Source organism: Intestinimonas sp. UBA1698 (assembly GCF_002320075.1).
GTDB lineage: Bacteria > Bacillota > Clostridia > Oscillospirales > Oscillospiraceae > Intestinimonas > Intestinimonas massiliensis.
Genome location: NZ_DCJO01000041.1, coordinates 43,177 through 68,375 on the forward strand (window position 1 = coordinate 43,177; position 25,199 = coordinate 68,375).

At 65.0% G+C, this 25,199-nt stretch carries 28 protein-coding genes and 2 tRNA genes; 21 read left to right on the forward strand and 9 right to left on the reverse strand.

Annotation, left to right across the window (positions count from 1 at the left end; all coding sequences use genetic code 11):
* Positions 1 to 12: 12 nt before the first annotated feature.
* The 4 genes from B3H64_RS10770 to B3H64_RS10785 form a co-directional block, all read right to left on the reverse strand.
* On the reverse strand, positions 13 to 2,070 hold the full coding sequence (locus tag B3H64_RS10770) for a CocE/NonD family hydrolase (protein ID WP_286735030.1): 2,058 nt from the start codon (positions 2,068 to 2,070) through the stop codon (positions 13 to 15).
* 90 nt (positions 2,071 to 2,160) lie between these two features.
* Positions 2,161 to 2,418 carry a hypothetical protein gene (locus B3H64_RS10775; RefSeq protein WP_286735032.1) on the reverse strand — a complete coding sequence of 86 codons (258 nt, stop codon included), beginning with the start codon at positions 2,416 to 2,418 and terminating at the stop codon, positions 2,161 to 2,163.
* Positions 2,419 to 2,485: 67 nt separating this feature from the next.
* Entirely contained in the window at positions 2,486 to 3,406 is a 921-nt protein-coding gene (locus tag B3H64_RS10780) for a pseudouridine-5'-phosphate glycosidase (protein WP_050619246.1), read from the reverse strand.
* A gap of 52 nt (positions 3,407 to 3,458) precedes the next feature.
* A complete protein-coding gene (locus tag B3H64_RS10785; protein WP_238072824.1) occupies positions 3,459 to 4,541 on the reverse strand; it encodes a PfkB family carbohydrate kinase in 1,083 nt (360 codons plus the stop codon).
* A gap of 143 nt (positions 4,542 to 4,684) precedes the next feature.
* Between B3H64_RS10785 and B3H64_RS10790 the strand changes: the two genes are divergently transcribed.
* From B3H64_RS10790 to asnS, 5 genes are all read left to right on the forward strand, one after another.
* A complete protein-coding gene (locus B3H64_RS10790; RefSeq protein WP_286735037.1) occupies positions 4,685 to 5,542 on the forward strand; it encodes a hypothetical protein in 858 nt (285 codons plus the stop codon).
* A 97-nt stretch (positions 5,543 to 5,639) separates the two neighbouring features.
* A complete protein-coding gene (locus B3H64_RS10795; protein WP_278895176.1) occupies positions 5,640 to 6,086 on the forward strand; it encodes a LytTR family DNA-binding domain-containing protein in 447 nt (148 codons plus the stop codon).
* Positions 6,083 to 6,943, forward strand: a complete 861-nt coding sequence (locus B3H64_RS10800) for a DUF3021 family protein (protein ID WP_286735040.1) — start codon at positions 6,083 to 6,085, stop codon at positions 6,941 to 6,943. The genes B3H64_RS10795 and B3H64_RS10800 overlap by 4 nt, the downstream gene beginning before the upstream one ends.
* On the forward strand, positions 6,940 to 7,332 hold the full coding sequence (locus B3H64_RS10805) for a hypothetical protein (RefSeq protein ID WP_278895171.1): 393 nt from the start codon (positions 6,940 to 6,942) through the stop codon (positions 7,330 to 7,332). Before B3H64_RS10800 ends, B3H64_RS10805 begins: the two co-directional genes overlap by 4 nt.
* A 121-nt stretch (positions 7,333 to 7,453) precedes the next feature.
* Positions 7,454 to 8,848: an asparagine--tRNA ligase gene (asnS, locus tag B3H64_RS10810; RefSeq protein ID WP_286735043.1), complete on the forward strand. Its 1,395-nt coding sequence runs from the start codon at positions 7,454 to 7,456 to the stop codon at positions 8,846 to 8,848.
* 172 nt (positions 8,849 to 9,020) lie between these two features.
* On the opposite strand, the gene B3H64_RS10815 is transcribed toward asnS, so the two are convergent.
* The 4 genes from B3H64_RS10815 to B3H64_RS10830 all read right to left on the reverse strand — a co-directional run bounded on the left by B3H64_RS10815 (position 9,021) and on the right by B3H64_RS10830 (position 10,891).
* Positions 9,021 to 9,914 (reverse strand): DMT family transporter, encoded by an 894-nt coding sequence (locus B3H64_RS10815; RefSeq protein ID WP_238072830.1) that lies wholly within the window; start codon positions 9,912 to 9,914, stop codon positions 9,021 to 9,023.
* A gap of 48 nt (positions 9,915 to 9,962) precedes the next feature.
* On the reverse strand, positions 9,963 to 10,616 hold the full coding sequence (locus B3H64_RS10820) for a trimeric intracellular cation channel family protein (RefSeq protein WP_278895167.1): 654 nt from the start codon (positions 10,614 to 10,616) through the stop codon (positions 9,963 to 9,965).
* A gap of 89 nt (positions 10,617 to 10,705) precedes the next feature.
* Positions 10,706 to 10,790, reverse strand: a tRNA-Tyr gene (locus B3H64_RS10825).
* Between the two features lie 25 nt (positions 10,791 to 10,815).
* Positions 10,816 to 10,891 (reverse strand) — tRNA-Thr (locus B3H64_RS10830).
* A 70-nt stretch (positions 10,892 to 10,961) separates the two neighbouring features.
* Here B3H64_RS10830 and B3H64_RS10835 point away from each other — a divergent pair.
* From B3H64_RS10835 to B3H64_RS10890, 12 genes are all read left to right on the forward strand, one after another.
* Positions 10,962 to 11,153, forward strand: coding sequence for a hypothetical protein (locus tag B3H64_RS10835; RefSeq protein ID WP_050619238.1), 192 nt, complete (start codon positions 10,962 to 10,964; stop codon positions 11,151 to 11,153).
* 21 nt (positions 11,154 to 11,174) lie between these two features.
* Positions 11,175 to 11,405, forward strand: a complete 231-nt coding sequence (locus tag B3H64_RS10840; protein ID WP_256303060.1) for a hypothetical protein — start codon at positions 11,175 to 11,177, stop codon at positions 11,403 to 11,405.
* A complete protein-coding gene (locus tag B3H64_RS10845) occupies positions 11,386 to 11,700 on the forward strand; it encodes a sigma-70 family RNA polymerase sigma factor (RefSeq protein WP_238072833.1) in 315 nt (104 codons plus the stop codon). Before B3H64_RS10840 ends, B3H64_RS10845 begins: the two co-directional genes overlap by 20 nt.
* Positions 11,701 to 11,888: 188 nt before the next feature.
* Positions 11,889 to 13,274 carry an RNA polymerase factor sigma-54 gene (rpoN, locus tag B3H64_RS10850; RefSeq protein ID WP_050619235.1) on the forward strand — a complete coding sequence of 462 codons (1,386 nt, stop codon included), beginning with the start codon at positions 11,889 to 11,891 and terminating at the stop codon, positions 13,272 to 13,274.
* 59 nt (positions 13,275 to 13,333) lie between these two features.
* The gene (locus tag B3H64_RS10855; protein ID WP_050619234.1) at positions 13,334 to 13,987 is read left to right on the forward strand and encodes an HAD family hydrolase; all 654 of its coding nucleotides are present in this window, start codon (positions 13,334 to 13,336) and stop codon (positions 13,985 to 13,987) included.
* 178 nt (positions 13,988 to 14,165) lie between these two features.
* Positions 14,166 to 15,053 carry a phosphate ABC transporter substrate-binding protein gene (locus B3H64_RS10860; RefSeq protein ID WP_286735053.1) on the forward strand — a complete coding sequence of 296 codons (888 nt, stop codon included), beginning with the start codon at positions 14,166 to 14,168 and terminating at the stop codon, positions 15,051 to 15,053.
* Positions 15,054 to 15,178: 125 nt separating this feature from the next.
* Positions 15,179 to 16,039 carry a phosphate ABC transporter permease subunit PstC gene (pstC, locus tag B3H64_RS10865; RefSeq protein WP_050619232.1) on the forward strand — a complete coding sequence of 287 codons (861 nt, stop codon included), beginning with the start codon at positions 15,179 to 15,181 and terminating at the stop codon, positions 16,037 to 16,039.
* Between the two features lie 3 nt (positions 16,040 to 16,042).
* Positions 16,043 to 16,996, forward strand: coding sequence for a phosphate ABC transporter permease PstA (gene pstA / locus B3H64_RS10870; protein ID WP_238072837.1), 954 nt, complete (start codon positions 16,043 to 16,045; stop codon positions 16,994 to 16,996).
* A gap of 15 nt (positions 16,997 to 17,011) precedes the next feature.
* Entirely contained in the window at positions 17,012 to 17,773 is a 762-nt protein-coding gene (gene pstB / locus B3H64_RS10875; protein WP_050619230.1) for a phosphate ABC transporter ATP-binding protein PstB, read from the forward strand.
* 12 nt (positions 17,774 to 17,785) lie between these two features.
* Positions 17,786 to 18,424: a phosphate signaling complex protein PhoU gene (phoU, locus tag B3H64_RS10880; protein WP_050619229.1), complete on the forward strand. Its 639-nt coding sequence runs from the start codon at positions 17,786 to 17,788 to the stop codon at positions 18,422 to 18,424.
* 85 nt (positions 18,425 to 18,509) lie between these two features.
* Positions 18,510 to 19,169, forward strand: coding sequence for a response regulator transcription factor (locus B3H64_RS10885; RefSeq protein ID WP_050619644.1), 660 nt, complete (start codon positions 18,510 to 18,512; stop codon positions 19,167 to 19,169).
* Positions 19,170 to 19,181: 12 nt separating this feature from the next.
* Positions 19,182 to 20,444 carry a sensor histidine kinase gene (locus tag B3H64_RS10890; RefSeq protein ID WP_050619228.1) on the forward strand — a complete coding sequence of 421 codons (1,263 nt, stop codon included), beginning with the start codon at positions 19,182 to 19,184 and terminating at the stop codon, positions 20,442 to 20,444.
* Positions 20,445 to 20,530: 86 nt separating this feature from the next.
* On the opposite strand, the gene B3H64_RS10895 is transcribed toward B3H64_RS10890, so the two are convergent.
* Complete coding sequence (locus B3H64_RS10895; RefSeq protein ID WP_256303068.1) at positions 20,531 to 20,749, reverse strand: transcriptional regulator; 219 nt, start codon at positions 20,747 to 20,749, stop codon at positions 20,531 to 20,533.
* Positions 20,750 to 20,957: 208 nt separating this feature from the next.
* Here B3H64_RS10895 and B3H64_RS10900 point away from each other — a divergent pair, with 208 nt between their 5' ends.
* The 4 genes from B3H64_RS10900 to B3H64_RS10915 all read left to right on the forward strand — a co-directional run bounded on the left by B3H64_RS10900 (position 20,958) and on the right by B3H64_RS10915 (position 25,190).
* Positions 20,958 to 21,245 carry a hypothetical protein gene (locus B3H64_RS10900; protein WP_256303069.1) on the forward strand — a complete coding sequence of 96 codons (288 nt, stop codon included), beginning with the start codon at positions 20,958 to 20,960 and terminating at the stop codon, positions 21,243 to 21,245.
* 94 nt (positions 21,246 to 21,339) lie between these two features.
* On the forward strand, positions 21,340 to 22,401 hold the full coding sequence (locus B3H64_RS10905) for an iron-containing alcohol dehydrogenase (protein WP_286735064.1): 1,062 nt from the start codon (positions 21,340 to 21,342) through the stop codon (positions 22,399 to 22,401).
* Positions 22,398 to 23,804, forward strand: coding sequence for an ethanolamine ammonia-lyase reactivating factor EutA (locus B3H64_RS10910; RefSeq protein WP_286735069.1), 1,407 nt, complete (start codon positions 22,398 to 22,400; stop codon positions 23,802 to 23,804). Before B3H64_RS10905 ends, B3H64_RS10910 begins: the two co-directional genes overlap by 4 nt.
* A 21-nt stretch (positions 23,805 to 23,825) precedes the next feature.
* Positions 23,826 to 25,190, forward strand: coding sequence for an ethanolamine ammonia-lyase subunit EutB (locus tag B3H64_RS10915; RefSeq protein ID WP_286735071.1), 1,365 nt, complete (start codon positions 23,826 to 23,828; stop codon positions 25,188 to 25,190).
* Positions 25,191 to 25,199 lie beyond the last annotated feature (9 nt).

Here is a 25,199-nt window from a genome sequence, read left to right on the forward strand (position 1 = left end):
AGGTCTTTGGCGTTACGGCTGCGTTTCCTGCCAGGCGATGACTCGAGAGGGGCAGATGCCGCCGAAGTGGATGCTGTTTTCCGCCGGGCGGACCTCTGTGCCGTCAAAGCCGGCGCCGGTGTTGCGGTTGGGAAAGAGGAAGTTCCTGGCGCCCGAGGTGACGGTGAGCCGCAGCCGATGGCCCGGCTGGAAGGCGGCGGAGAGCTTGGAGGTGCGGATAGACAGCTTGTAGACCCGCCCCGGCTCCATGAGCTTGGGGGCCCCGAACCCGTCGCGGTAGCGGGCGGAGAGCACCCCGTCGGCCAGCTTCCTGGACCGGCCGTGCTCGTCCACGTCGGTGATGCGGACGATGAAATCGGTGTCCGGCGCGTCGGAGGAGACGTAGAGCTCCACGGTGAAGTCCCCGGTGAGCACCAGGGGCTGGGTGAGCGCCGGCGTGGTGTAGGACAGTACATCGGGCCGCTGCTCCACCAGGGTGTAGTCCTCGGGCACCCCCAGCTCGTTTTCCGACAGGTCAATGATGTGCTCGGCCGGGTCGGCCGGGTCGTAGGTGTAGCTGTCGCAGCCCTGCTCCTCCGGCAGCGCGTCCGACAGCCCGCCTCCGGGAGTCAGGTAGAAGAAGACCGTTCGGCCCCCGGGCACCGGCCAGTTTCCGGCGGTCTTCCACTTCTCCTCGCCGATGGTGTAGTAGCGCACCGTGGGCATGGCCTCGGCGCCGTTGTCCGCCCCCAGAAGGTGGTGGTCGAACCACTGGAGGAAGATGAGGTCGATGTCGTCGCGCAGCGCGCCGTTGCCCAGCGCCAGCCCATGGAGGTCGTAGCGGGCGTTGCCGCTGTGGGGCCAGGGCCCCAGGATGATCTTGCGCCGCCCGTCGGGGTAGTCCGCCGTCAGGTCCAGGGCCTCGGTGGTGCCGGCGCCGTTGTCGTCAAACCAGCCGGAGACGATGAGGGCGGGCACGTCCACGCCGGCCCCCCGCTCCGCCCAGTCCCCGGAGCGCCAGAAGTCGTCGTTGTCCGGGTGGGCCAGCCACTGGTGGAAGAAGGGGATGTCATAGCCCAGCGCCTTCCGAGGCAGGTCGGCCAGGGGCCGGATGTCCAGCACCTCATCCCAGTCGTCCCGCTCCATCTTGGTGCCGTCGAACTGCTGCTGCGAGACGGAGAAGGCCCAGGCCAGCATCCCGGACACCAGGGAGCCCCCCTTCCGGGGCAGGTCGTGGAAGGCGCTGCCGGCGCAGACCACGCTGATGAGGGCCTTCAGGTGGGGATTCCGGGATGCGGCGGCCGCCCACTGGACATAGCCCAGGTAGGAGCCGCCCACCATGCCCACGCTGCCGTCGCACCAATTCTGGGCGGCGATCCAGTTGAGGGTGTCGTCGCCGTCCTCGGTCTCAAAGTGGTTGGGAATCCATGCCCCGCCGCTCTTGTTTCGGCCCCGCACGTCCTGGAGCACCACGGCGTAGCCCCGGTAGGCGTATCGCATGTAGTTGTCCAGCTCGTCCTCCTTGCCGTAGGGGGTGCGCACCAGCACGGCGGGCACGGGCCGGTCCGTCCGGGGCAGCAGCAGGGAGGTGGACAAAGCCACCCCGTCCCGCATGGGCACCTCCAGGTTTTCCACCCGCCGGACCGGGAGGATGGGCTCGGGGCGGTAGGCCCGCCACCGGGCCAGAACGGTGGCGTCCTCGCAGCCCTCCCGGACCAGCACGTGGACCCGCTCCCGGCTGGGGCAGGTGAAGGCCGCCAGCCTTCCACCGGAGACGGTGACGTTCCAGGGGTATTTGATCTCCCGCTGAGCCCAGCGCACACCGTCGTCGCTGCGGTAGCGGGCGCCCCAGGAGGTCTCCACCTCCGGGGGGCCGGGGAAGAGCCGCTCGTATTCCGCCATGCGCCCGGCCAGGGCCTCCAGGTCGAAGTGGGTCAGGGCCAGATAGCCGGCCGCCGCCTCGGCGGAGAGGGGCTGGAAGGGGGCAAGGACGGCGGTCTCGGGGTCCAGGGGAGCGTGGAGCACCCCGCCGGGCGTGAACCGCAGGTCGGCGCAGCGGATACCGGAGACATAGAGATGCCAGATACACATAATAACGACCCCTTTCACGATACAAGATATTCTCAAGCAAAGCTATTTTGTATAAAAACAATAAAGGCAGGGGACCATGGTCCCCTGCCTTTATTGTTCCTCTTTGTGCTCCCGACGCTTGTCGATGAGCGAGCCGATGGCAATGCCCATAATAGCGCCGAAGACGGGACCCAGGACCGGCTCGTGGGTGCCCATACCGATGAAGACCCCCAACACCAGGCCGGGAATGGCCAGGGCCCAGGTCCAGACAGGCTTTTTGGCCATGTTGGAATCGTCCTTGACCTTCCCGAAGTAGGGGTTGTACGGACCTTCCTGAGCCGGGTCCTTGCCTTTTTTCCTGCGCGCCATTGCCGTCGCTCCCTTCGCCGTAGGCTGATGAGCTCATTCTAGCATAAAGGGAGCCGTTTGTCCATGCTTAGAGTCTGCACAGCTCGGCGGCGGTCTGCGCGGCCAGGCGGGCGTTGTGGAAGACGAGCTGGATGTTGGAAGCCAGACTGTCGCCGCCGGTGAGATCCTTGATGGTGGCCAGCAGGAAGGGAGTGGTGGCCTTGCCGTGGATGCCCTGCTCCTTGGCCATGGCCACGGCCTGTTCAATGGCGGCGCTGATGACCGCGTGGTCCATGGAGTACTCCTCGGGGATGGGGTTGGTGACCAGCATGCCGCCCTTAAGGCCCATCCCCTGGCTGGCGTGAAAGGCGGCGGCCAGCTCGGCGGGGGAGTCCAGCTCGTAGTCCACGGAAAAGCCGCTCTTGCGGGTGTAGAAGGCGGGCAGCTCCTTGGTGCCGTAGCCGATGACGGGAACGCCGTGGGTCTCCAGGTATTCCAGGGTCAGTCCCAGGTCCAGGATGGACTTGGCGCCGGCGCACACCACCATGACGGGCGTCTGGGCCAGCTCCTCCAGGTCGGCGGAGATGTCCATGGTGGTCTCAGCGCCCCGGTGGACGCCGCCGATGCCGCCGGTGGCAAAGACCTGGATGCCCGCCATGTGGGCAATGATCATGGTGGTGGTGACGGTGGTGGCGCCGTCCTCGCCCCGGGCCACCAGCACCGCCAGGTCCCGGCGGCTGGCCTTGTTGACGGCCTGGCCCTTTTTGCCCAGGTACTCGATCTCGTCGTGGGACAGACCGGCCTTCAGGCGTCCGCCCAGGATGGCGATGGTGGCGGGCACGGCGCCGTTGTCCCGGATGATGGACTCCACCTGGAGGGCGGTCTCCACGTTCTGAGGGTAGGGCATGCCGTGGGAGATGATGGTGGACTCCAGGGCCACCACGGGCTTACCGGCGGCGAGGGCGGCGGCCACCTCGGGGGAGACGTCCAGATACGAGTTGAGAGACATTATTGATTACCTCCAAAATGATAAAATACAAATTAAGATGGATGGGATCGGTTCAGAGCCCGGCGCGGGCCCGGACGGCGCAGGCGTTTAGGGCGGGGTTGATGGTCTCCGCCCCCTCCATGGCGATGGCGGAGGCAGCCAGACCGGCCCGGGCGGCCTCCTCCAGCCCCAGCCCCTCCAGCCAGCCCCAGGCCAGGGCGGCCATGAAGGCGTCGCCGCAGCCGGTGGTGTTGACCATCTTGGCTGTCCCGCAGGGGACCTTAATCCGCCCGCCCTGGTAGTCGGCGGCGTACACCCCGTCACCCCCCAGGGAGATGAACACCCGGTGAAGCCCGGTGGACAGCAGCACGTCGGCGCAGCGGGCCAGGCTTTCGTCGCCGGTGATGGCCACGCCGGAGAGCAGCTCGGCCTCGATGCGGTTGGGCTTGAGGGTGTGGAGCCGGCCCAGGACCGGCTTGACCTTGACGGCCTTGGCGGTGGACACTGGGTCCACGAACACGGGGGCCTTGCAGTGTGACGCGATCCAAGCCAGGGTCGGCTCGGGGATGTTGGTGTCGCAGATGACCAGCCGGGCGTTGTTCAGAAGCGGCTCCTTGCCGGCCAGGAATTGGGGGGTCAGGTGGTCGTAGATCTCCATGTCGGACACGGCCAGCTCCATATCCCCCTTTTCGTCGGTGAGGAAGAGGTAGGTGGAGGTGGAAGCGCCGGGCACCTGCAGGCTGTGGGCCAGGTCAATGCCCAGCTCGATGCAGGAGGTGGTGATTTTCTGAGCATATACGTCGTCCCCCAGGGCGGTGATCATGCGTACGTCCAGCCCCAGCAGGGCCATGTTGTGGGCGATGTTGCGGCCCACGCCGCCCAGGCTCATCCGCACCCGGCCGGGGTTGGAGTCCTGCCGGACCAGGGGGGCCAGGGGGGTGCCGCCGATGTCCATGTTCACCCCGCCCACCACCACCGCGTAGGGGGCGGTGCGGACGATGTAGCCCTTGCCGTCGATGTAGCCCTTTTTCATCAGATTGGAGATGTGGACGGCCACCGACGAGCGGGTGATGCCCGCCCGGTCGGCCAGCTCCTGCTGGGAGATCAGGGGATTTTCCTGAATCCACTGGAGGATCTGGGCTTCCCGCTGGGTCATGGGGACACCTCCTAAGCAATTATTTATACAAGTAATCACATGATTAGTTTACCTGCTTTTTTCAAAAAGTCAAGGGTATTTTGCCCGGAGGGAACAAAAAAGACCCGGCAGCGTCTGAAGAAAGAAAAAGGAGGTCTGCGACTATGAAAAAAGCCACGCGGACGGCCCTGCTGTTGGGCCTTGCCCTGCTGGCGGGCTGCGCCGCCCCGGGGGCGGGTTTTTCCGCTCCCACACCGGAGCCGACAGAGTCCCCGGAGGCCGGGGCCACAGGCCCGGTGGATTCGGCGCCCTGGTTTGCCACCTTCCGGGTGGTCTCCGGCGCGGAGACCGGGGAGCTGGTGCTGGCGGCCAACGGTGGGACGTCCGGTGAGGTCTGCGTTCTGAACACGAAGGACCTGCCGCTGGACCGGCCGGTGGAGAACGGAGAACTCATCAACGTGTATTACGACCTGCTGCTGGAGACCTTCCCCGCCCAGTTTGGCAACGTCTCCGCAGTGGAGCATACCAGGACGGAGCGGGACGACCGCTGCGGACTCTATCTCCAGGTGCTGGAGGACCTGTGGGCGGTGGATGAGGGCCTCAACGGGGATATCACGGAGCTGGGTGTGGACCTCAGCTCGGTTACCGACCTGTCCGAGAGCGAAAAGTCCGCCGTGGCCTGGGCCTTCGGCAATGCCCACGGTCTGACGTCGGTGGAGGGGACCTGGGATGAGTTGAAGGAGCAGGGCTATTTCACCGCCCAGCCTCTGGAGGGGGACGGCGCGCCGGAGGGGGCCGCCTTCTACCACTGGGAGGACGGGGCGCTGTTTTCCATCCGCACCAATGAGGATGCGGCGTGGAGCCTGCCCGACATCGCCGAAGGGAGCCCCCCGGTGCTCACCGCCTTCGACGCCCAGAAGTGGCGCTCCGGGCTGGGGGCCTACTTCTTCCAGGACTGCACCGCCGTCCAGGCCGACGACGGGACCTGGACCTACACCGTGGGGAGCGAGGCCATTTCCTGACCGAATATCCATAAAATAAGGCCGTCTGTCCCGGACCAGTGGACAGACGGCCCTTTTATGCCCTATACTGAAGGGGAAGGGGGGCGAAGACTTGAAGGTGGAAATAAAGATCGACCCGGCGCGGGCCGAGCCCACGGTCACCGTCACGGCCCCCGCCCTCACCGAGGAGGTCCGGGCCCTGGTCCGGAGCCTGGAGCCCCGGGGCCTGACGGGCTGGCGGGGGGAGGAGGCGATCCCCCTGGAGCCGGGGGACCTGCTGCGGTGCTACGCCGCCAACAAGGGGGTCTACGCCCAGAGCCCGGCGGGGGAGTATCTGGTGAAGCTGCGGCTCTACGAGCTGGAGGAGCGGCTGGACCCCGGGGTCTTCGTCCGCATCTCCCACTCGGAGATCGTCAATTTGAAGCAGGTGACCGCTCTGGACCTGTCCCTGGCGGGAACCATTAAAATGACGCTGGCGGGGGGCGCGGCGGTGTGCTGGGTCTCCCGGCGGTATGTGCCCAAGATCAAGCAGGCCCTGGGCCTGGGGAGGGGGAGAAGAGCATGACGGACGTACAGAAACAGTGGAGAAAGCGCATCCTCATCGGCGGATTTGTGGGGCTGACCCTCATGGCGGCGGGGGTCGTCTGCATCGGCAGCATCACCCTGTTCGGCGGCCGGCCGGACTACCGCCATCTCCAGTGGGTCACCCACGGCGCGGCGGCCTTTTTCGGCTCCGAGGGCCTGGCCCTGGCGGCCCAGTGCGCCGTCACCTTTGCTCTGGGCGCTTCGGTGGGGGTGGCCACCCTGCCCTTCGACGACTATGGCCCCGCCCTGGCCGCCCGGTCCTTGCTCCACTTTGCCGTTACGGGAGGGCTGGTGCTCCTGCTGGGCTGGCTGCTGGAGCTGGTCGGGCCCAGCCCGGCGGCCGTTCTGCTGCTTCTGGGGCTCTATACCTTCCTCTATCTGACGGTTTGGCTGGTACGGTGGCTGGGCTGGCGAGCCGAGCTGGACGACCTGCGTTCCGCCTTGGACCTGCCTGCGCCGTCGCCGTCCCGCCTCAACGGGCGGGAGAGCCTGCCTTACGCCCTGCTGCTGGCCGGATTCTTCCTGCTGCTGCGCCCGCTGGCGGAGGTGCTGGACGCCCCTGACGTGCCCCTGCTGCGGGCGCTGCTCCTGCCCTGGCTGGCCTACCCCTTCGTGGCTTTGCTGACGGGCTGGGCCTCCGGCCTGGCCCGGGGGCTGTGCCCTCTGGTGCCCCTGACCGCGTTTGTGAGCTTCCTGCCCAATCTGCTCTGGCCCCATGTGCCCTATGATTGGCAGCAGGGGGTTGTCTATGCCCTGCTGGCCCTGGGGGCCAATCTGCTGGCCGCCGTGGTGCGGCGGTGGCGGCGGCGCGGGGAGGAGAGAGGAGGGGCGCGATGAAGCGGGGGCTCTGGCTGGGCGGGGTCCTGGGCGCGTTGGCCCTGACCGCGGCGTGCAACTGGGCGGGCGCCTGGTATGGCGGCCCGGCGGGGCCGGTCAACGTGCTGGGCACCGGGTGCTATGTGGTGTTCTGGGCGGTGTTTACCTTTCTGGCGGGGGAGGACAGCCGGCTCCGGACGGTCTCCCTGGCGGCGGGGGCCATCCATTTTTTCTCCGCCGTCATGGGACTGCTGGGGCGGACCTGGCTGGGCGCCCTGGCCCTGCCCTTCGCCGCTCCCGCCGCCGTGGCGTTTTACGGCCTGTCGGCCTGGCTGGGCTGGACGGGCCTCTATGCCGCCGCCGCAGGGCTGTCGGCGCTGTGGGTATTCTGGGTGACGACCCGGCGGTAAAGCAAGGAAAGTGGGCCCTGGGGTCATTCCGCCTCACAAACCCTTGTAAAATCCCGCAGGAGTCCTTATAATATAGGGTACTGTGGAACCCTACAACGACGTAGAGAGAGGAAGTAAACCCATGGAACGCACAAAGATTGCCCAGATTTTTGCCGATCAGGAGCACTTCGGCAGCCGGGAGGTCCGGATTTCCGGCTGGGCCCGCACCATCCGGGACATGAAGACCTTCGGCTTCATCGAGCTCAACGACGGCTCCTGCTTCAAAAACCTCCAGGTGGTGATGGAGGCCGCCACCCTGTCCAACTATAAGGAGATCGCCGGGCAGAACGTGGGCGCCGCCCTGACGGTGGCCGGCACGGTGGTCCTGACGCCCGGGGCCAAGCAGCCCCTGGAGGTGAAGGCCACCTCCATCACGGTAGAGGGCCCCTCCGCTCCGGAGTACCCTTTGCAGAAGAAGCGCCACAGCGTGGAGTACCTGCGCACGATCCAGCATCTGCGGCCCCGGACCAACCTGTTTTCGGCCACCTTCCGGGTGCGGAGCGTGGCGGCCCACGCCATCCACACCTTCTTCCAGGAGCGGGGCTTCGTCTATGTCCACACCCCCATCATCACCGCCTCCGACTGCGAGGGGGCGGGCGAGATGTTCCGGGTGACCACCCTGGATCTGGACAACGTGCCCAAGACCGGGGACGGGGCCGTGGACTACACCCAGGACTTCTTCGGCAAGCCGGCCAACCTGACGGTGTCCGGCCAGCTCAACGCGGAGAACTTTGCCATGGCCTTTGGGGACGTGTATACCTTCGGCCCCACCTTCCGGGCGGAGAAGTCCAACACCACCCGCCACGCCGCCGAGTTCTGGATGATCGAGCCGGAGATGGCCTTCTGCGACCTGGCCGGCGACATGGACGTGGCCGAGGCCATGATCAAGTTTATCATCCGCACGGTGCTGGAGAAGTGCCCCGACGAGATCAACTTCTTCAACTCCTTTGTGGATAAGGGCCTGAAAGAGCGGCTGGAGCATGTGGCCTCCTCCGACTTCGGCCGGGTGAGCTACACCGAGGCCATCGAGCTGCTGAAGCAGTCGGGCCACAAGTTTGACTATCCGGTGGACTGGGGCTGCGACCTCCAGACCGAGCACGAGCGGTACCTCACCGAGCAGGTCTTTCAAAAGCCGGTGTTCGTCACCGACTATCCCCAGGAGATCAAGGCCTTCTATATGCGCCTGAACGACGACGGCAGGACCGTGGCGGCCGCCGACTGCCTGGTGCCGGGCATCGGCGAGATCATCGGCGGGTCCCAGCGCGAGGAGCGGCTGGACGTCCTGGAGCGCCGCATCCGGGAGCTGGGCATGGCCCCCCAGGACTACTGGTGGTACCTGGATCTGCGCCGCTACGGCGGATGCAGGCACGCCGGCTTCGGCCTGGGCTTCGAGCGCATGGTGATGTACCTCACCGGCGTGGGCAACATCCGCGACGTTCTGCCCCACCCGCGCACGGTGGGCAACGCCGAGTTCTGAAAAATGAGATTGCACAAGGCCGCCGTCTGGAGTCCTCCAGACGGCGGCCTTGTGCGTGCTGCTGTCCCATGTCTGGGACTTTTTATAGAACGAAAGTTCGATAAAATTCCTTAGTTGTATTGACGCGGGCGGAAAAAAGGTGCTATGATGGGCATGCAATAGAACATGAGTTCTATTCAACGGCGGCCGGATCGGCGGCCTCCGCGGGCTTGAACCGGGCCATGAGGAACACGGCGGCCAGAATGATGAGGCTGCCCAGAGCCTTGGCGGGGGTGACGGGCTCGGACAGGACCAGGATGCCGCACAGGTTGCTGGCGATGGGCTCCAGCAGGGAGAAAATGGCGGCGGTGGTGGCGCTGAGGTAGCAGATGCCGATCTGGAACAGGACCACGCCCAGGAAGGAGGTGCACAGGGCGACCAGGAGGGTGAGCAGCATGGCCTTGGGCGGCAGGGCGAAGACGATCTGGCGGGTGGGGATGTGGACGGCCAGCATGGCGCAGGACACGCCGATGGCCATGTAGAAGGAGACCACAAGGGGGTCCATCTCCCGGATGACGGTTTTTTCGGTGCACACCATGTAGCAGGCGTAGGTAAAGCCGGAGATGGTGGCCAGGGCGAGGCCGGCGCCGGAGACGGGGCCGCTGTCCCGCTCCAGAAAGCAGAGCACGCCGATGCCGGCCAGGACCAGGGCGGCCAGGCGGACCCGGCCCAGCCGGTCGTGAAAGACGACCCGGCACAGGACGGCCACAAAGACGGGATAGAGGAAGTGGAGGGTGGTGGCGATGCCGATGCCCACGAAGCGGTAGGAGTCGTAGAGCATGAGGGTGGTGAAGCCCCGTCCCAGGATGCCCACCGCCAGGACCGTGGCGAGCTGCCGGGGGGAGATACGCAGGGAGATCTTGCGGAGGCGCAGCAGGAGGAAGATAGGGAGGATGACCAGCGCGTTGCGATAGAAGGTGAGGGTAAGGGCGTTGCTGCCCATGCCGTAGGTCAGACGGCCCAGCAGCGGGGTGACGCCGAAGAGCAGGGCGGAGAGCGCGGTACAGAAGATGCCTTTGCGGTGCACGATGCATTCCTCCAGTGGATGGTGATAGACGGGACAGGGAGCGTGGCATCAGCGCCGCGCCCCGCCGGGGCTTGGGCTGGCTTTGGGCAGGTTCCAGCGGAAGTAGGCTGCGCACAGGCGCAGGGCCACCACCGCCGCCGCGCCCAAAAGAGTGGCGGCCGTACTGCCCAGCGGCATCCAGGCCAGGGAGCAGAGCAGCGCCCCGATGAGGGAGGCACAGGCGTAGAAGTGCTTGACGAAGATGTAGGGGGTGTCGCCGGACAGCACGTCACGGAGCACGCCGCCGCCCACGCCGGTGATCACGCCCACGAAGGCCAGCAGGAAGATGCTGTAGGAGCTGGATACGCTGTAGGCGCTCTGAACGCCGACCACGGTGAATACGCCCAGTCCGATGGAGTCCATCAGCAGCATGACCACGTCGTACAGACGGCTCCCCCGCTCCAGGCGGCTCCGGACGGCGGGGAGAAAGACGGCGATGGAGGTGGCGATGGCAATCAGGGCGTAGACCGGGTCCTGAAAGGTGACCGGGGGCGTGATCCCCAGGACCAGGTCCCGGATCACGCCGCCGCCGACGGCGGTACACAGACCGAGGATGGCGACGCCAAAGATATCCATGCCCTTTTTCAGGCCGACCATCGCACCGGATGCTGCAAAGGCGATGGTGCCGATCAGTTCCAAAACGAAGAAAAGGGTCTCCGACATGTGGGCTTCCTGCTTTCTCTGTGGGATGGAAAAAAGGGAGGCGAAGCTTGACAAAAAAGGTCGGAGCAAGCGGTAAGCTTGCTCCGACGTGGTGGAGGAGGGTGGATTCGAACCACCGAAGCGTTAAGCAGCAGATTTACAGTCTGTCCCCTTTGGCCACTCGGGAACTCCTCCATATTCAGTTTGCGTCCCGTGACGATGGAGCTGGTGGACGGACTCGAACCCCCGACCTGCTGATTACAAATCAGCTGCTCTACCAACTGAGCTACACCAGCACTTAGCTCGTCCACAGCAACGGTTATTGTACCAGAAAGGAGTTTGGTTGTCAACCAGAAAAATCCGAAAATGCAGATTTTCTTTTGGGGAGGCAGTTACGAGGAGCGGGAGGATACGGACGGACCCGCTGCGGGATGTGCAGCGGGAGGCGCCGAAGGCGTGGTGCTGCCGGTGCGGCGGGGAGCTCTACCGCTGGGACCGGGCGGTGCCGACGGCGGCGGGGCCGCTGTGCGCCGGGTGCGCCTGGGAACGGAGACCTAGGGAGGCATCAGAGAAAAAAGAATGACCCTGTTGGAATTATCAAGCGAATACCGGGCCCATGCCCAGGTCCTGAAAGGACGCATTCGGGAGCTGGAGGCCCGTTTTCCGGACCTGCCGGAGGAGGAGCGCTGCCGCATGGCGGAGCGCATCCATATGCTCACCGCCATGTGGCGGGAGGCCAGGGACCTGGCCGTGCTGACCGAACGGTATTACGAGAGGGGGTATCGCCGCAATGCCAGATACACGTTATAGGCGGGGGCGGGCCTATGCGGCGGATATGGCGGTCTACGCCCGCAGTATGGCCTCCGACAACAGCGCGCAGCTCGACCGGGTGAAGCGGAACCTGGTCCGGGCCCTTCGGGAGGACGTAACGGCCCGGCAGCGGGAGTTCCTGCTGCTCTACTACGGCCAGGGCCTCAACATGCGGGAGATCGGGGAAAAGCTGGGGGTGGACAAGTCCACCGTCTCCCGGACGATCAAGCGTGGAGAGGCCCGGCTCCGGCGCTGCCTGCGCTACGGCGCAAAGGCGTTTTTGGAAGAGGAATAGGGCTTTGCCCCCGGTCCGGACCGCCCGGACCGGGGGCTTTTTCGGGCCGTTCTGCGGTTCGAACCGCATTTTCTACCGATAAGAGTGCCGCCGGGCGGCCCGGTTTCCGTTGTATTTTGACTCCGGCTGTGGTACAATTAGAAGGATAGAAAACAGTCGAATGAAACCTGTGGAATGGAGGAAGCAACATGGAACTGAGCATGTCGATGAAGCAGACACAAACTCTTTCGCCCCAGATGATGCAGTCCATGGAAATCCTCCAGATGGGTTCTCAGGAGCTGCTGGAGTACATCCAGGATCAGGTCCAGGAGAATCCGGTACTGGAGATGGAGGAGAAATACGGCAAGGGGGACGACACGGCGGTGCTGCAGCGGAAGCTGGAGTGGCTGGAGTCCACCGACGCGCAGAACCGCTACTATCACCAGCAGGACACCGAGGACGACGAGAAGGACCCGATCTCCAATTACGGCACCGTAGACGAGCGGGAGGAGAACCTGTATCTCTATGTGCTGTCCCAACTGGAGGTGATGGATCTGGAACCGGAGCTGCTCCCGGTGGGGCGCTTTTTGGTGGAGAGCCTGAACCAGAACGGCTGGCTGGACGAGAGCGTGGAGGATCTGGCGGAGGAGCTGGGCAAGCCGGTGGAGGAGGTAGAGAAGGCTCTGGCGGCGGTGCAATCCCTGGAGCCCGCGGGCGTGGGGGCCCGGAATCTGTCGGAGTGCCTGGTGCTGCAATTGCAGCGCCGGCATGAGGACAGCGAGCTGGCCATCCGGATTGCGCGGGATTACCTGGACCCCCTGAGCAAGAGCCGCTACGGTCTCATCGCCAAGAGCCTTGGGGTCTGCCAGGAGGAGGTGCGGACGGCCTGCGATCTGATTCGCACGCTGAACCCCCGGCCGGGCGGCGGCTTTGCCGCCCGGGAGAACCTGGTCTACATTAACCCCGACCTCTTTGTGGTCAACTTTCCCGACCACTTTGAGCTACTCACCAACGACTACTTTTTCCCCGACCTGAACATCAGCGGCTATTACTGCCGGATGCTCAAGAGCACCGAGGACAACGAGGTCAAGGACTATCTGATGGGCAAGGTGCGGCAGGCCAAGTGGGTGGTCCACAGCATCGAGCAGCGGCGCTCCACCCTTCTGCGGTGCGCTGAGTGCATCCTGGAGCTCCAGGAGGAATTTTTCCGCCGGGGCCCCGGCCATCTGAAGCCCATGTGCCTGGCGGACATCGCCCAGAAGGTGGGGGTCCACGAGTCCACCGTCAGCCGGACGGTGCGGGACAAGTATCTCCAGTGTGCCAGCGGGGTCTACCCTCTGAGCTACTTCTTTTCCCGCAGCCTGGGCGCGCCGGCGGCCCGACCGGGCACGGAGGAGAACGCCTCCTCCCCCGACTTTGCCAAGGCTCTGCTGAAAAAGCTGATCGGCGGGGAGGACAAGCACAAGCCGCTGTCGGACCAAAAGCTGTGTGAGCGGATGGCCCGGGAGGGCTGTGAGCTCTCCCGGCGCACGGTGGCCAAATACCGGGACGAGCTGGGCATCCCCAGCACCACCGGACGAAAGCAGTACGAGTGAACACGGATGCGGGGCGCCGCGGGGCGGCCCCGCGTTTCCATGGAGAGGAGAGGGTTCCAATGGTCTATCCGGCCGTTCTGTTCGATTTTGACTATACCCTGGGAGACGCCACCGACGCCATCGTTGCCGGCTTTGCCGCGGGCTTTGCCGCGCTGGGCCTGCCGGAGCCCGACCGGGAGGCCGTCCGCCGCACCGTGGGAATGCAGGTGACGGACGCCTATACCCTGCTGACGGGGGACGAGAGCGAGGCGCGCCGGCAGACCTTTTACCAGCACTTCCGGGCGGTGGCCCGGGAGCTGCAGGCCAAGGGCCAGGTGAGCCTGTTCCCCGGGGCGGGGGAGCTGTTGTCCGCCCTGCGGGCGGCGGGGGTGGCCACGGCAGTGGTGAGCACCAAGCACACCGACACCCTGGAGCGCATCTTTGCCCGGCACGGCCTGGATCAGATGTTTTCCTTCGTCATCGGCGGGGACCGGGTGAGCCGCCCCAAGCCCGACCCGGAGGGCCTGACCGCCGGCCTGGCCCGGCTGGGTCTGACGGCCCGGCAGGCGCTGTACTGCGGCGACACGGTCATCGACGCCCAGACCGCCCAGGCCGCGGGGACGGACTTCTGCGCCGTCCTCAACGGCACCACGCCGGCGGCCGCCTTCGTCCCCTACCCCAGCGTCCATATCGCCCCGGATCTGCCTGATCTGCGGCGCTGGCTGGGTTTGTAAAACGAAAAAAGAAATTGTAAAGCGTCCTTCCGCATGGCGGAGGGGCGTTTTTCTTTACAAAGGGGGCAGACTATGCTTTACACAGACTTTACGAAGAGCTGAAGGACAACTTTACAAAAGCCCTGTATACTGTAAATCGTTCCGAGAAACCATATTTGGATTGGAGAATGAAAACAAAATGAAAAAGAGTCTTGCCTTGATTTGCTCCCTGGCCCTGTGCTTGGGCCTCTTTGCCGGCTGCTCCAGCAGCAACGCCGGCGGTTCCGCCTCTCCCTCCGCCTCCGTCCCCGCCAGCCCCTCTCAGGAGGCTTCCCAGGCTCCCGCCGCGCTGTCCGGCGTGGTCAACACCGACGGCTCCACCTCCATGGAGAAGGTGGTCAAGGTCCTGTCCGAGTCCTTCATGCAGGACAACGGCGGCGTCACCATCAACTACAACGGCTCCGGTTCCGGCACCGGCATCCAGTCCGCCATCGACGGCACCTGCGATCTGGGCCTGTCCTCCCGTGAGCTGAAGGACGAAGAGGCCGCCAACGGCGCCGTGGCCCATGTGGTGGCCCTGGACGGCGTGGCCATCGTGGTCAACCCCGCCAACACCGTGGCCGACCTGACGGTGGAGCAGATCGCCAAGATCTACACCGGCGAGATCGCCGACTGGTCCGAGCTGGGCGGCGCGGCCGGCCCCATCGCGGTCATCGGTCGTGAGGCCGGCTCCGGTACCCGCGGCGCCTTTGAGGAGATCGTGGGCGTGACGGATGCCTGCAAGTACACCAACGAGTACTCCTCCACCGGCGATGTCATCGGCAACGTGGCCTCCAACCCCAACGCCATCGGCTACGCCTCCCTGTCCGCTCTGAACGACACCGTCAAGGCGGTGAACGTGGGGGGCGTGGAGTGCACCGAGGCCACGGTCCAGGACGGCACCTACGCCATCCAGCGCCCCTTCCTCATCGTCACCAAGGACGGCGCCCAGCTCTCCGACGCGGCCCAGGCCTTCCTGGACTACGCTATGAGCGGCGATGTGGCCGAACTGATCGTGAAGGCCGGCGCGGTGCCCCCCGCGACGTAAACAAGCGCAATCGAAACGGATACTCAAGGCGCGCGCCGGCCCGGTGCGTGTCTTGGGTTTCCGCCCTATCAAAGAGATTCCAGAGTGGAATGGAAAGGTTGATCCCGTTGAAACTGACTCGTCGCATGAGCCCTGCGGAGACGGCCATGCACACCCTCTTTTTTGTCTGCGGCTTCATCGCGGTGGCCTTTGTGCTGCTGATCACGGTCTATCTGATCCTCTCCGGGCTGCCCGCCATCCGGGAAATCGGCCTGGTGGATTTCCTGTTTGGCAAGACGTGGGATTCCACCAACAAGACCGACCCGCAGTTCGGCATCCTACCCTTCATCCTCACCTCCATCTACGGCACGGCCGGGGCCATTCTCATCGGAGTGCCCATCGGCTTTATGACGGCGGTGTTTTTGGCGAAGGTGGCGCCCCCCAAGGTGGCGGCGGTGGTCCGCCCGGCGGTGGACCTGCTGGCGGGCATCCCCTCCCTGGTCTACGGCCTGGTGGGCATGGTGGTGCTGCTGCCCGCCATTCGCAACCTGTTCGGCCTGCCCGCCGGCGACAGCCTGCTGGCCGCCATCATCGTGCTGGCCGTGATGATCCTGCCCTCCATCATCTCGGTGTCCGAGACCGCCCTCAAGGCGGTGCCCAGGGAGTATGAGGAGGCATCCCTGGCCCTGGGCGCCACCGAGATCGAGACCTATTTCCGGGTCTCCGTCCCGGCGGCCAAAAGCGGCATCGCCGCCTCGGTGGTGCTGGGCATCGGCCGGGCCATCGGCGAGGCCATGGCCATCCTGATGGTGGCGGGCAACGTGGCCAATATGCCCTCTTTGCTCAAAAGCGTCAAGTTTCTCACCACCGCCGTGGCCAGCGAGATGTCCTATTCCTCCGGCCTGCAGCGGCAGGCCCTGTTTTCCATCGGCCTGGTGCTGTTCCTGTTCATCATGCTCATCAATATCCTGCTCAATCTGGTCTTAAAACGGGAGAAGGAGGGGTAAGCTATGGACGAAGTCAAGGAAGGCGTCAGGCCCAAAACTGCCGAACGGAGGGATACCGTGAAAGAGCAACATCCCCTCTCTCTCAGCCGCCGGGTCTATGACCGGACCCTCCGGGGGCTGCTGTACCTGTGCGCGGGGCTGACCTGCGCCCTGCTGCTGTTTTTGATCGGCTACATCTTTTACCGGGGCCTGCCCCACATCACCTGGGAGCTGGTCTCCACCCAGGAGAGCATCCTCAACGACACCACCGGCATCCTGCCCAGCATTTTGAACACGGTGTACGTGGTGGTGGTGACCATGCTGGTGGTGCTGCCGCTGGGCGTGGGGGCGGCGGTCTACCTGACGGAGTACGCCTCCAACCGCCGGCTGGTCGCGGCCATCGAGTTTGCCACCGAGACCCTGGCGGGCATCCCCTCCATCATCTATGCCATGGTGGGGGTGCTGATCTTCAGTCAGTTTATGAGCCTGGGCAAGACTCTGCTGGCGGCCTCCCTGACTCTGGTCATCCTGACTCTGCCCACCATTATCCGCACCACACAGGAGTCGCTCAAGACGGTGCCCCAGTCCTACCGGGAGGGTTCGCTGGGCCTGGGCTCGGGCAAGTGGCACATGATCCGCACCGTGGTGCTGCCCAACTCCATCGACGGCATCGTCACCGGCTGCATCCTGGCGGTGGGGCGCATCGTGGGGGAGTCGGCGGTGCTGATGTTCACCGCCGGCATGTCCACCACGCTCAACCGCTTTTTCGTCTGGAACGGCGACTTGGGCGCCAGCCTGGCCCAGACCTGGCTGGGCCTGACCCAGAGCTCCGGCGCCACCCTCACCGTGGCCCTGTACGTCTTTGCCAAGGAGCGGGCCCAGTTTGACATCGCCTTTGCCATCGGGGCCATCCTGATGATCATCACTCTGCTCATCAACCTGTGCGCCAAGCTGGTGGGCAAAAAGCTCAAAAAGTAAGAAGGAGCGGCAGCTATGAACCAGACTCCCATCCTCTCCGCCAAGGACCTGGACCTCTTTTACGGAGAGAACCAGGCGTTGAAATCGGTGAATATGGATATCCCGGAAAAGCAGGTCACCGCCCTGATCGGCCCCTCGGGCTGCGGCAAGTCCACCTTTTTGAAGACCCTGGACCGGATGAACGACCTGGTGCCCGGCGTGACGATCCGGGGCCGGGTGGAGTACCGGGGCAGGAACATCTACGCCCCGGACGTGGACGTGACCTGGATCCGCCGTCAGATCGGCATGGTGTTCCAGAAGCCCAATCCTTTCCCCATGTCCATTTACGACAACATCGCCTACGGCCCCCGGACCCACGGCATCAAGAGCAAGGCCAAGCTGGATGAGATCGTGGAAAAATCGCTGCGGGGGGCGGCCATCTGGGACGAGGTAAAGGACCGGCTGAAGAAGTCGGCGCTGGGCCTGTCCGGCGGCCAGCAGCAGCGCATCTGCATCGCCCGAGCTCTGGCGGTGGAGCCGGACGTTCTGCTGATGGACGAGGCCACCTCGGCCCTGGACCCAATTTCTACGTCAAAGATTGAAGATTTGATTGCAGATTTGAAAAATTCCTATACAATAGTGATTGTGACCCACAACATGCAGCAGGCCACCCGCATCTCGGACAAGTGCGCCTTCTTCCTGCTGGGCGAGCTCATTGAGTATGGGGATACCACCCAGATCTTCTCCGTGCCCCGGGACAAGCGGACGGAGGATTACATCACCGGCCGGTTTGGTTAAAGGAGGGTCACCATGCGCAAGACATTTGACGCGGAGCTGCTGGAGCTCAACGAGGAGCTGACGGCCATGGCCCGTCAGGCCCAGGACGCCATCGACGTGGTCACGGAGAGCCTGTCCACCGACGACGAGCAGACGGCCAAGGCGGCCATCGACATGACGGCCTCCCTGGACCAGATGGAGCGGGACATTGAGAACCGCTGCCTGAACCTGCTGCTGCGGCAGCAGCCGGTGGCCCGGGACCTGCGGGCCATCTCGGCGGCCATGAAGATGGTCACCGACCTGCAGCGCATCGGGGACCAGGCGGCCAACATCGCGGAGATCTCCCTGCTGCTGAGCAATCACGGGGAGGTGAAGGTGCCTCAGGACATCGGGGTCATGGCCTGCAAGGCAGGACTGATGGTCCGCCAGGCCATTTCGGCCTATACCGGCCGGGACGTGGAGACGGCCCACGCGGTGATCAACCTGGACGACGAGGTGGACGATCTGTTCCGGCAGGTGAAGGGCGAGCTCATCGACCAGGTGGCGGCCAACCGGGACGAGGCCGACCTGTCCATCGACTTCATCATCATCGCCAAGTACCTGGAGCGCATCGCGGACCACGCGGTGAACATCGCCCAGTGGGCGATCTTCTGCGTGACGGGCCAGCTCTGAGGCCGCACCCCCAGCGCATTGCGTGTCCCCCGGGGCTTCCCCGGGGGATAAAGCCATATGGAAAGGAAGATGCCGCGTGCCGGACCTGATTACGATCATCGAGGATGACGAGAGCATCCGCGAAATGCTCCGCTATTATTTTCACTCGGTGGGGTACGGAGTGGAGGACTTTGAATCCGGGGAGGACTACTTTCAGGCGGTCCACGACGTGCAGCCCGACCTCTACATCCTGGACATCATGCTGCCGGGGATGGACGGGCTGGAGATTCTGCGCCGTCTGCGGGGGGCGCCGGATACGGCCCATATTCCCGTCATCATGCTCACCGCCCGCACCGCCGAGCTGGACCGGGTGAAGGGCTTGGAGCAGGGGGCGGACGACTATGTGGTGAAGCCCTTCGGCATCATGGAGCTCCAGGCCCGGGTGAAGGCGGTGCTCCGCCGGACGGGTCGGCCCCAGACCCCGGCCATTCTGAAGTGCGACGGGCTGGAGATCGACCCCGCCGCCCGGGAGGTCCGCCGGGACGGCATTCCGGTGGAGCTGACCTATAAGGAATTTGAGCTTTTGAAGCTCTTGTGTGAGAACCGGGGGACCGTCCTGACCCGGGACGACATCCTCCACGCCGTCTGGGACTACGATTTTGCCGGGGAGACCCGCACCGTGGACATGCACGTCAAGACCCTGCGCCAGAAGCTGGGCGAGGGGTACATACAGACGGTCCGCGGCGTGGGCTATAAGATGCCGTAAGGGGGAGCCGCCATGAAAAAACGCCTGACCACCTACATTTTTCTGATCGCCGCCCTGGGCATCGCCCTGTCCAGCGTGTTCGGCGTGTGGGCGTACCGGAACCGGGAGCTGACCGCCGCCCGCCAGACGCTGGTGGAGCTGCTGAACCTGATGGACGCCCAGAGCTACTATACCGACGCGGCGGCCTGGTCGGCCCAGTTTGCCGTGGCGGCGCCGGATAAGCGCCTGACCATCATCGCCCCGGACGGCTCGGTGCTGTCCGACACCTGGGGGGAGGTGACCGCCAGCCACGCCGACCGGCCGGAGTTCCAGGACGCGCTGGCGAAGGGGAGCGGGGAGGCCATCCGGCCCTCGGACACCACCCGCACCACCATGCTCTATGAGGCCCGCCGCTTCACCGACGGCAACATCGGCCGGGTTTCCATGCCCATCTCGTCGGTGAACGCCCTGGTGCTCCAGGGAGTGGCGGGCTTTTTGGCGGCGGCGGCGGTGGCCCTGGTCCTCACCCTGCTGCTGGCCCGCAAGCTGGCCATCAGTACGGCGCAGCCCCTGGAATTGAAGCAGGAGGAGCTCGATCAGGAGGGGGAGAAGCTCCAGACCGTCCGCTCGGAGTTTGCCGCCAATGTCTCTCATGAGCTCAAGACCCCCCTGACCAGTATCAAGGGCTTTACCGACATGCTCTCCTCCGGCATGGTGAAGGACCCGGAGGACCAGAAGCGGTTCATCACCATGATCGGCGTGGAGGTGGACCGGCTGGTGGAGCTGATCAACGACGTGCTCAAGCTGTCTGAGCTGGAGTCGGTGGCAATGCCCCAGCCGGACGACCGGGCGTCGGTGCTGGCCGTGGCGGGGGAGGCCCGGGAGTTTTTGAAGCCCATGGCCGAGCGGGCGGGGGTGACGGTGTCCCTGGCCGGGGTGGAGACCCAGGTGGCCATGGCGCCCGGCCGCCTGCGGGAGCTGCTGACCAACCTGATGGAGAACGGCATCAAGTACAACGAGCCCGGCGGCCGGGTGGACGTAGGGGTCCGCCAGACCGACGGCAGGGTATTCATCACCGTGGCGGACACCGGTATCGGCATCCCCAAGGAGGCCCAGGAGCGGGTGTTCGAGCGGTTTTATCGGGTGGATAAGGGCCGCGCCCGCAAGACGGGGGGGACCGGTCTGGGGCTGGCCATCGTCAAGCACATCACCCAGCTCTACGGCGGCGCCGTCACCCTGGAGAGCGAACCCGGTCAGGGCACCACCCTGACGCTGGAGTTCCCCGCCGTAAAGTGAAAACAGAAAAGGGAACCCCGCGGCCGTTCTTCCGAATGGCCGCGGGGTTTTTGCCTCTCGCGTCCCCTCCGAGTGCTCCGGAGGCGTTAAATCACTTTTTTGGAATCGTTCAGGATGAAAGAGCCCTCGAATTCGGCGTCGCAGGCCTTTGCGATGGCGGCCAGCTCTTTTTCCGAAAAGTTGTCCCGCCGAAGTTTGGCACTGATATTCTGGCCGGTGGTGGGCGGCTCCAGCCGTTTCCCCAGCTCGGTCATGCTGATGTCTCTGGCGGCCAGCAGCATACGCACTTTCATGGCCATACTCATGGGGGCACCACTCCTTTTTTCAACTATTATATTTCAAAAATAAATTCTAGCAACTCAAAAATACGCGAAAGAGTTAATTTTACCTTGACATATACAACCATAAAGTTTAAAATAGAAAATAATAAATTTTGGATTAAAAACAACAGGTATATTATGAACAATTCATAAATTTTTATAAGGGGGAAGAGCCGTGGGTTACAATGAGGACATGTTAAAACGCACAGAGCTGAAGTATCTGGGGGAGTACCTGATGAGCGGGGGCGCGCCGGGACCGGAGGCCCTGTCCCGCAGCGAGACGGAAAAACAGCTTTTGGACCGCGCCTATGGCCGCCTGGAGGCCAGCCTGGCCGGCCTGGGGGAGCCGGCCGCCGAACCCATCCGCCGGGCCGCCGGGGCTCTGGGCGCCGACCACCAGCGGGTGGGCTTTTGTTCCGGCCTCCGGGTGGGGGCCCGTCTGATGCGCAGTCTGATGGACAGTACCGGAATCGTCTATTAGAGGAAATGGCCGGAGCGGAAAATTTTCCGCTCCGGCTATATTTTTTCCCTTCCTTGCCATACTAAGCCCATCAAGGAAAAAGCAGGGGAATGCCATGGAAACCTTTTGGATCAAGCCCAAGCTCTATTTTGGCCCCGAGCCGCTGGAGGCCCTGTCGGCTCTGGCGGGGAAGCGGGTGCTCATCGTCACCGACGCTTTTCTGGCCTCCTCCGGCCTGCTGGACCGGGTGAAGGCCAGGCTCACCGGCGAGGTGTCGGTGTTCGACCGGGTGGAGCCCGACCCCTCCCTGCGCCTGGTGGCGGAGGGGGTGCGGGCCGTGCGGACCTTCCGGCCCGAGGCGGTGGTGGCCTTCGGCGGCGGCTCCCCCATGGACTGCGCCAAGGCCATGTGCTGGTTTTCCGGCGACCGGGACCTGCCGCTCTACTGTATCCCCACCACCGCGGGCACCGGCAGCGAGGTCACCTCCTTCGCGGTCCTTACCGACACCGACCAGGGGGTGAAATACCCGCTGGTGGAGGACGGCCTTCTGCCGGAGGGGGCCATTTTGGAGCCCGCCTTCCTGGACGGGGTGCCCCCCAAGGTGACCGCCGACACCGGCATGGACGTGCTCACCCACGCCGCCGAGGCCGCCGCCGCCGTGGGGGCCAATCCCTTCACCGACGCCCTGGCCGAGTCGGCCTTCGCTCTGGCCTGGCGGGCCCTCCCCAGGGCTTACCAGGGGGACCGGGCGGCCAAGGCGGAGATGCTCTACGCCTCCTGTATGGCGGGGGTGGCCTTCAACGCCGCCGGGCTGGGGGTCTGCCACTCCATGGCCCACGCCCTGGGGGGCCGCTTTCACGTGGCCCACGGCCGGCTCAACGCTCTGCTGCTGCCCCAGGTCGTCGCCTTCAACGCCGCCGACGCCCGGGCGGCGGAGAAATACGCCCGCCTGGCCCGCCGGTGCGGCCTGGCCGCCAACCCACGGGCTCTGTCCGCCGCTCTGGTCCGCCTGCGCACCGGCCTGGGTATCCCCGCCCGGCTGGACCTGCCCCCGGCGGAGCTGAAGGCCGCCCTGCCCGCCCTGTCCGCCGCCGCCCTGTCCGATGTGTGCCTGCCCGGCAACCCCAGGCCGGTCGCCGCGGCCGACGTGGAGGCCATGATGGAGGCGCTGGTATGACGGAGACGCTGAAATCCGTGGGTATTGATATAGGAACAAGTACGACTCAACTGGTGGTCTCCGACCTGACCCTGGAGAACCGGGCCAACCCCTTCTCGGTGCCCCGCATCGCCATCACGGACAAGGAGATCGTCTACCGCAGCGGCATCCACTTTACCCCCCTGCTGTCCGACACGGTCATCGACGCCCGGGGCGTCCGGGACATCGTGGCGGAGGAGTACCGCCGGGCGGGGCTCCGGAGGGACCAGGTCCAGACCGGGGCGGTCATCATCACCGGCGAGACCGCCCGGAAGGAGAACGCCCGGGAGGTCCTCGCCGCGCTCTCGGAATTTGCCGGGGACTTCGTGGTGGCTACCGCCGGCCCCGACCTGGAGTCCATCCTGGCCGCCCGGGGGGCCGGGGCGGATGAATACTCAAAGGAGAATCATACCCAGGTATTACACTATGACATCGGCGGCGGCACCTCCAACCTGGCCCTGTACAACCGTGGACGGCTGTGTGCAACCTCGTGTCTCGATATCGGCGGAAGATTGGTAAAAATCGAGCCGAAAACAGAAAAAATCACCTATCTTTCCCCCAAACTGGAGGGGCGTTTTCCCGGAGTTGTACGGGGCGCGGAGGCCTCTTCGGCCCTTTTGGCCCCCGTGGCGGAGGAGATGACGGCCGCCCTTTTGCAGGCGGCGGGGCTGGAGCCCCCCGGACCTCTGCTGGAATTCTACACCACCGCCGGGGTGTCCCCCATGCGGGCCCGGGGCGCGGCGCTCTCCTTCTCCGGCGGCGTGGCCGACTGCCTGTTTTCGCCTCCGGCGGACGAGCTGGCCTACGGCGACATGGGGCCCCTGCTGGGGCAAACCATCCGCAAGGCTCTGCAGGCCAAGGGCGTGGCCCCCATCCAGGGGGCGGAGACCATCCGGGCCACGGTGGTGGGAGCGGGGGCCCACTCCATGGAGGTGTCCGGCTCCACCATCTTCTACCGCGGGGTGGAGTTCCCGCTGAAAAACCTGCCGGTTCTCCGGCTGGAGCCGGAGGAGGAGCGGGGGGATCTGGCCGCCGCCATCCGCTCCAAGCTGGGCTGGTACGCCGACGAGGGGGGGCTCACGCAGGTGGCCCTGGCCTTTGCCGGGGAGAACTCCCCGCCCTACCGCCGGGTGCAGGAGCTGGCCGAGCACATCCAAAAAGGGCTGGAACCCCTTCTGGACCAAGGCTTTTTTCCCGTCGTGGCGGTGGAGGCCGACCTGGCCAAGGTGCTGGGCCAGGCCCTGGCCCCCCGGCTGCCGGGCCCCCTGCTGTGCCTGGACGGCGTCGGTGTGAGCAACGGAGATTACATCGACATCGGCGCCCCCGTGGCCGGGGGGACCGTCCTGCCGGTGGTGGTCAAGACCTTAGCCTTTGAAAAGAAGTAAAAACTGGAGGAGCTGACACAATTGATCTTAAAAACCAAGCTGCTGGGCCACGTCTATGACTTCAAGTCGGTCCGTGAGGTCATGGCCAAGGCCAATGAGGAGAAGTCGGGCGACCGGCTGGCGGGCATCGCCGCCGAGAACGCCGAGGAGCGGGTGGCCGCCAAGGTGGTGCTGGCCAACCTGACCCTGGCCGACCTGCGCAATTCCCCCGCCGTCCCCTACGAGACCGACGAGGTCACCCGCATCATCCAGGACGACGTGAACGAGAAAATTTATGGAGAAATCAAGAACTGGTCGGTGTCCGAGCTGCGGGAGTGGATTCTGGACGAAAAGCACGACGGGGCCGCCATCCGGCGCATCTCCCGGGGCCTCACCAGCGAGATGGTGGCCGCCGTGGCCAAGCTGATGAGCAACCTGGACCTCATCTACGCCGCCAAAAAGATCCGGGTCACCGCCACCTGCAACACCACCATCGGCGAGCCCGGTACCCTGTCCGCCCGGCTCCAGCCCAACCACCCCACCGACGACCCGGACGGCATCATGGCCTCCCTGCTCGAGGGCCTCTCCTTCGGCATCGGGGACGCGGTGCTGGGCCTGAACCCGGTGGACGACAGCGTGGAGAGCGTCACCCGGGTGCTGGAGCGCTTCCACGACATCAAGACCCGCTGGGCCATCCCCACCCAGACCTGCGTGCTGGCCCACGTCACCACCCAGATGGAGTGCATCCGCAAGGGGGCCCCCGCCGACCTCATCTTCCAGTCCATCGCCGGATCGCAGAAGGGCAACGAGGCCTTTGGCTTCACCGCCGAGACCCTCGCCGAGGCCCGGGACCTGGCGCTCCGGGAGGGCACCGCCACTGGCCCCAACGTGCTGTATTTTGAGACCGGCCAGGGCTCCGAGCTCTCCTCCGAGGCCCACAACGACTGGGACCAGGTGACCATGGAGGCCCGGTGCTACGGCTTTGCCAAGCGGTATCAGCCCTTCCTGGTGAACACGGTGGTGGGCTTCATCGGGCCGGAGTATCTTTACAACTCCAAGCAGGTCATCCGGGCGGGCCTGGAGGACCACTTCATGGGCAAGCTCACCGGCATCCCCATGGGGTGCGACGCCTGCTACACCAACCACATGAAGTCCGACCAGTCCGACATCGAGGACCTGGCCGTCCTGCTGACCACCGCCGGGTGCAACTACTTCATGGGCATCCCCCACGGCGACGACGTGATGCTCAACTACCAGACCACCGGGTATCACGAGACGGCGGCCCTGCGGGAGCTGTTCGGGCTCACCGCCATCAAGCCCTTCCAGCAGTGGCTGGAGCAGATGGGCTTTGTGGAGAACGGAGCCCTCACCGCTCTGGCGGGAGACGGCTCGATCTTACTGGCGTAAAGGAGGTTT